Below are 6,313 nucleotides of genomic sequence, written 5' to 3' on the forward strand. Positions count from 1 at the left end.
GCCATCAAAGTTTTCTGTTTGTTATTCAGTTTTAACTTGGTTTTGAAGGCTCTGAGCATAATTCAGGATAATTCTTGTCTCCGTTGTCGAGATGGTGTTTTAATCCCTTGGATAATTCCTGGCTTTTCCGATCTAGCTACAGTCCTGACGTTAACGCCGACGCAACTCAGCGGCTTCAAAGGGGTTTAATGTACTTGCTCCGCTGAGTGACCTTGGCAGCCTACTGATAATAGCGTGTTGTACCGTAAAATGTCAACTAAGTTTTTGCTCTCAACCACGGTAACTCTGCCATGCCTGCCAAAACATATAAATTGATAGGGAAAATAACAGGGTGCGAAATCCATTGCTCACCACTTGGTCTGGTAACTTTGGCAAAAAGCGAGTACTAATTTGCGCTCCCAAAAAGCCTCCTATACCCAGGAGCAGTCCCTCAATCCATAAGACATTTCCCTGTAAGGCATGTCCTGCAGAGGCTGAAACTGCTGTAATGACGATTACCCCTAGACTTGTCTGAATCGCAGTTTTAATCGGTTCTCCTAGGAGCAACATTTGGAGTGGAACCATAATTGTTCCCCCACCAATACCAAATATACCAGCTAATAAGCCAGCCAAACCACCTGTCGCTATCCTGGCTACAGTAGCTTTGGTGGAAGAGTTTGAAGAACGTCTGTTGTTTAGTGCTCTTTGAGATTCCTGTTGCGCTCTAGACTTAAGCTGTTTGCGTAGTTGGATCAAATATATCGTAACCAGTAGCAGTATCCCAAAGGCTACCAGTAACAAGTAAGGAGGGAACAGGTCGGCTAGATAGGCACCAATTTGTGCTGTGATTAGAGCTGGAAATCCGATGCCAATTACACTTTTTAGATCAAAGTAGCCCATCCGCCAGTTTTGCACTGTACCAGAGGTAGCTGTAATCACAATCGACAGACTACTGGTAGCAGCGGCTTGAACTGGTTGATATCCTAATGCCACTAACAAGGGAACGAGCACTACACCGCCACCAATGCCGAGAAATCCGGCAAGAATACCTGCTAATAAACCGGAACCAGCAAAAATCAATAAATGGGTAGGAGTCATCCCTTTAGATCGCCTTTGGCTAAATGCACTTTTTTGCTAGCATAGCTGCTCTTGAGTCGTTTTTTAATTAGCGTTCGCGTAGCGGCTCGTACCGAGCATCGCGCCCCGGGTAACCAAACGCGAACGCGTTGCCTAAAGGCCAAGGTCAATCCCATTTAGCTGGCAATTTAGCTTCATCCGCTCTTATGCCTCACAACGAACATGGGCAGCATGAGTGTCAGATGAATTGCGGAGAGGGTATATCTCGTTTATATTAGATATAGTAGGGAAGACAAATTAAGAGCTAACCGCCACCTACTAATCAAAAATATAACTTATTGTATTGTTAACTTATTGTATTGTTCCGGCGCGGAGGGGCATCCCGTGTCGTTAATAAAGCTTACCGAGTATCCGAACCGTTGGGTGGAGTTGGTAAGAAGCCCACACTGTAATCTTTGATAAGCGTGTGGGAGTATGTCACTTCTGGATTAGTTCATTGGGTATCGCCACTTTAATCACAACGGTTTCACCTTCGGCTTCCCAATGAGCGCTCGCCTCCACCTGGGAGTTTAGTTCTGGATTCATTGGTATTGCCACCTTGATCGCCACTTCTTCACCGACTGTTTGAGCAACACTAGTAGGTTTTACCCTAGGCTGAGCCACTAGTGAAATAGGTTTGAGCAGGGGTTGGGAGCTATTGTCCTCTTGGAAATCAGCAACAGTTGCCATCGCCTGTGGTGCTGGTGCTACCACAGCCATTTCACCATTGAGTTTGGTAAGGTTAGAGCTTGGTACCTCAGTGGAGCTCATTGTGCTGAGGTTTGGATTACGCTTAAACACAAATCTGGGCTGCAGGAAACTTTTTAATAAAAGCCACAGCAAGCTGAATTCTCCAGGGGTATCACAAGGTTTCCACTGACCCACACCACAAAACAGCATTTCAATTAAACACCGTGTTTGGGGTAAACTCATCTGCTGATTAAATCCTATTTGGAGAGTTGGACTTTCACTCGTGAGGTCTGTGTGAGTAATCTTTCCTGGTAGTCGCAAGTTCTCCCCCATTATTTTCAGACTTACTTTGAGATTGTCTTTAAGGGAGATAGATAGCTTCTCAGTCAGCTTGATTTGAGCACCTACTTCAGAAATCCACTTAGTGATGCCCCAATAGGTTTGACCTCCTATATTTATTCGCACCACTTTACGTAAGTCAAACCATTCGTTAGTATTCGGATTAGGAGAATCCAAAAGGATTAGTAAGGCGATACTCAGCACCAGGAGATTGTAGCCACTCCAAATCCAAGCTAAGCTCATGTGTTGGCTAAGTTGGGCTGTTTCCAAGGATTGCAAACTGCTGCCTGGTATCAATAATTCGGTCAGATTAAACCCAAAACTAATTGCTGTAGCAACGAATACAATAATCAGCGGCGATGCTAACTGCCAGTTGTAATTAAAACTCTCCCGAGATATTCCTTTTGGGGTTACTTTAAATCCTCTCGAAAAAGGATTAAGCATTGTCTGCAACACCGTTAATCCAATGGGGAAACATGACACTACTGAATAAATATCTGACATGAAAGCGGAGCGAGAGCCGCAGTTTATCCAGGAGAACACAGAAAACTGTAGCAAATAGAAAGGAACTAAAAAACACAAGACTTCAGTAGCTGTTGCTTTAAAGAAAATAATCCCGAAAAATGTATACGCTATGGGAACAATTAGAAAATAAATTCGTGACCAGCTAGTAAACCAATAAAGCAACCCATCTAAATGAACCAGTCTTTGGAGATTAGTAAGTCCAGGAATTCTTAATGGATTTGCGTCTAGAAAAAGTCCCTGTAAGGTACCTTGTGCCCATCTTAGCCGCTGAGATACATGACTTGCGATATTCTCTGCTGCCAAGCCAGCACTTAATTTTTCATCAAGGTAAATTAACTTATAGCCTTGAGCAGATAAACAAACACCAGTATAGTAATCTTCAGCGATGGAATCGGTAAAAAATCCACCAATACTTAAGATTGCGCTGCGCCTGACCACAAAAGACGTACCACAACATACAATACTATTTGTGCTATCCCGAATTGGTTGAATATGTCGATAAAATAATTCTTCTTCTGCCGTCAGAATGTTTTCTAAACCTAAATTATAGGCAACCGGATCCGGATTATAGTAGCTTTGGGGAGTCTGAACTAGAGCGACTTCCTTATCCTTAAAGAAACCCACAGTCCGCTTGAGGAAGTTTCTAGTAGGAATAAAATCAGCATCAAATACAGCAATTAAATCCCCAGAGGTTTGAGGAAGGGCATTGTTTAAATTACCTGCTTTCGCATTAATATTATTTGGTCGCGTGATATACTCGCACCCTAGCTCAGCTGCAAGTTTTTTCATCTCAGGACGTCTAGTATCATCCAGAAGATAGATCGTTTTTCTTGCATACTCTAAAGCTTGACAACCTATAATTGTTCGTCTTAGTATGGAGGGATGTTCATTATAAGTAGGAATCAGGATGTCAACAGAAGGGGTAAAACGACCACTAATAACCGATAATTCACCCCAATCAGCTTCCCGACTTCTATCTTTTATCTGGGACAAGAAAAACAGCTGAATGGTACTACCAACTAGCCTCAGTATTTCCGCTAGTAATAACCCCAAGCTAAAGACGCCATTGACCATGGTATCCAGATTGAGGGTAAACAGCGATCGCCACAGCACATACTGAACAGTCAGCAGTAGCAAAATCCCTACCACCACAAGCTGCCACTTAGAGCGAGTTTTTGTCATAATCCCTTAACTGTAATTCCAGTATTGTCATTAGTTCTTGGATCATTAGTTCTTGGCAGAAGACCCCTATTACAGCCGATTGGGTTGAGGGGAGGGGATTGCCATCACCTGTAGGTTCATAACCAGTTTAGGCTCATAACTCGCTTGTTAGCACGAGCTAATTCCTTAGCTTCCCTCACCAGCTAAGGGGTAGACCGTCGCTTCCACGTTGAGTCAGACACCGACAGCCATTGTTTATCTTAATGAACATTTAACTTGCTGATTGTTCACTGTTGACCGTTAACCCTTGACAGTGAAGATTACTCTGGTGTCAACACAAAATCCGTTGCTTAAATTATTCTGCAGCTTAAATGTGTATCTGCCTGTGACCATTAACCCAACTTAGTACAGTCTAATCCGACCTTTGGCCCTACCTATGTTCCATAACTTTGACAGAGTCGCCCCTACCAAAGGGCTTTAAGGATGAGCCACTGTATTGGCACTTTGACTGAGACTATGGGTCGATCACCAACAGACTCTTAAGAAGGTTTAACCTTGCTTAATTTAACATAATACTTTTTTAATTGGCGGGGGACAGCTTGGCTATTATTTCATCCTCTTGTCCCTGAACCCAGTTAGCAAAGCGCTTGGCTAGGGGTGGCACACATACCAGTGGGTTAGTAAAACCAGAAAATATATAAACTCCTTCGACACCACTGAAGGAACCAACCACTGGCAGACCAGTGTTGCTGAATGCTACTAAACAATGATGCCAGGTTCCTGGTAATTTCTCAAGAGCTGGTAGAATTTTACCCACTTGAGTACGAATTTCCGCTTCTCCTTTATCTGGCGCTATAGTCGCGTAGGGGTCTGTCAGCACACGGCTCAGCTGACCCATCCGTAAACTGCCATCTAAAAACTGTACTGCACCTGCATCAAGAATGGGTCGTATTACCTCATGACCAGGCTTATTCCACAAGTGTTCAACTGACTTATTACTGGCTTGCTGTTCCAGTTGAAACCGTTTTGTATCTGCTGGTATAACAATTGTCTGCAGCTTGATGTCAACTCTGGGAGTTTCAATCATCTCCTCATGAGTGAAATACAAGTAGACAGGAATTCCGGAAGCTTTCAGTAAGGTACGACTGAGTCCACCAGCACAGACAACTGTGTTAGCCGTGTGGTAGGTGGCTGCTACTGTTTTGACTGCCTTGATAGTATCTGAACTACTTACCAGTTCCACCACACGAGCAATTTCGATTTCCCCCCCACAACGGCGGAAAGCGTTCAGGTAACCTTGGGTAGTCTTTCCTGGATGGATATGCCCTTGACGGACAGTAAACGCTCCTGCGATCGCATTTCGATTGAGTAGGGGTTCGAGGGCACAAGCGTCCGCCACACTCACCCAAGTTGGGGGAGTAGCACAACGGGCATAATCTGCTGCCAATTGCTCAGAGTCATCCTTGAGGTCAATGGTCAGCAATAAGTCTAATTCCCGGAACTGTGTATCTGTTTCTAATTCCTCAGATAAACTTTGATAAATTTCTCTAGCTTCCTGACATAGCACTCGAGTTAACCTTGATGTTCCTGACCAATAGGCAAGACCACCATAGCTATAGCGAGTTGCTCCCTCTAGGGTAGGATGTTGCTCCAAAATCAGAACACTCAAACCCTGGCGACACAATTCGTACCCAAGTGCTGCTCCGGTAATGCCACCACCAATGACAATCCAGTCATATACTTTCATCGTATAGTCGCATATTGTTATAGTCTAATTGGGTGTTTAGCCCAAAACTGACTCAATTCTAATGATTAGGGGTGGCAGTAGCAGGGAACCGGCTACAAAAATAGCAGTTATCGCTGAGATCAGCACTGCACCAGCCGCACAATCTTTAGCAATTTTAGCAAGTTCATGGTACGTCTGTTTAACAGTTAGATCTACGACCGATTCAATAGCTGTATTTAGCATCTCCATAGCCATGACTAGCCCAGTGGTTAGTCCAATCACAGCGAGTTCTACGAGGGGTATTTGTAAAAAAATGCCCAAGGTAATGGCTAGAATGCCAATGACTGTATGGATGCGGAAGTTACGTTGGGTGAGAAAGGCATAGCGAACCCCAGCCCAGGCATATTTGAAGCTAAGCATTAATGTCGGAGCAATTCGCCAAGCCAAATCTCGGTTAGGTTTGACTTTGGAGTCAGAGTATTGGGGTACTGGTATAGATAGCTCTTGAGTCATTGGCAAGGTATTAGACACGAGAAACTGAGTTTGATAAGATTCGGCCTTTGGTAACACCATTTATCGGTTCAGGGATAGGTCTTGGGTATACCTTCATCTTTCCCATATGGGTTAGGAGGATTAACCTTTAGGGATATACTGAAAAGCACAGCATACTTCTAGGAATCATTTGAAAGACCTACCCTCTGAAGTAGAGTCTCCTGCTGATCCAGCATTCTCACTAGACTTTCCTCATCCGGATGATCCCATCCTAGAAGGTGAAGT

Annotated in this window: 5 protein-coding genes and 1 pseudogene; 1 reads left to right on the forward strand and 5 read right to left on the reverse strand. The window is 43.9% G+C overall.

Annotated elements, in window-relative coordinates:
* Window positions 1–189: hypothetical protein (locus F6J99_RS39915; RefSeq protein ID WP_293121706.1), on the forward strand; the 189-nt coding region annotated here is incomplete at its 5' end.
* A gap of 81 nt (window positions 190–270) precedes the next feature.
* Here F6J99_RS39915 and F6J99_RS39920 read toward each other — a convergent pair.
* The 5 genes and pseudogenes from F6J99_RS39920 to F6J99_RS39940 all read right to left on the reverse strand — a co-directional run.
* Window positions 271–1,077 (reverse strand): sulfite exporter TauE/SafE family protein, encoded by an 807-nt coding sequence (locus F6J99_RS39920; protein ID WP_293121708.1) that lies wholly within the window; start codon window positions 1,075–1,077, stop codon window positions 271–273.
* A gap of 456 nt (window positions 1,078–1,533) precedes the next feature.
* Window positions 1,534–3,831, reverse strand: coding sequence for a glycosyltransferase (locus F6J99_RS39925; protein WP_293121710.1), 2,298 nt, complete (start codon window positions 3,829–3,831; stop codon window positions 1,534–1,536).
* Window positions 3,832–4,390: 559 nt separating this feature from the next.
* Window positions 4,391–5,557: an FAD-binding oxidoreductase gene (locus tag F6J99_RS39930; protein ID WP_293121712.1), complete on the reverse strand. Its 1,167-nt coding sequence runs from the start codon at window positions 5,555–5,557 to the stop codon at window positions 4,391–4,393.
* 36 nt (window positions 5,558–5,593) lie between these two features.
* The gene (locus F6J99_RS39935; protein WP_293064293.1) at window positions 5,594–6,049 is read right to left on the reverse strand and encodes a diacylglycerol kinase family protein; all 456 of its coding nucleotides are present in this window, start codon (window positions 6,047–6,049) and stop codon (window positions 5,594–5,596) included.
* Window positions 6,050–6,207: 158 nt separating this feature from the next.
* Window positions 6,208–6,313: pseudogene (locus F6J99_RS39940) on the reverse strand (rRNA maturation RNase YbeY); the annotation flags it as partial.

The organism is Moorena sp. SIO4G3 (genome assembly GCF_010692305.1).
Lineage (GTDB): Bacteria > Cyanobacteriota > Cyanobacteriia > Cyanobacteriales > Coleofasciculaceae > Moorena > Moorena producens_A.

Coding starts and splice junctions, on each gene's coding strand:
- F6J99_RS39925 (WP_293121710.1), bottom strand. CDS start 3,831: ATGACAAAAACTCGCTCTAAGTGGCAGCTTGTGGTGGTAGGGATTTTG.
- F6J99_RS39920 (WP_293121708.1), bottom strand. CDS start 1,077: ATGACTCCTACCCATTTATTGATTTTTGCTGGTTCCGGTTTATTAGCA.
- F6J99_RS39935 (WP_293064293.1), bottom strand. CDS start 6,049: ATGACTCAAGAGCTATCTATACCAGTACCCCAATACTCTGACTCCAAA.
- F6J99_RS39930 (WP_293121712.1), bottom strand. CDS start 5,557: ATGAAAGTATATGACTGGATTGTCATTGGTGGTGGCATTACCGGAGCA.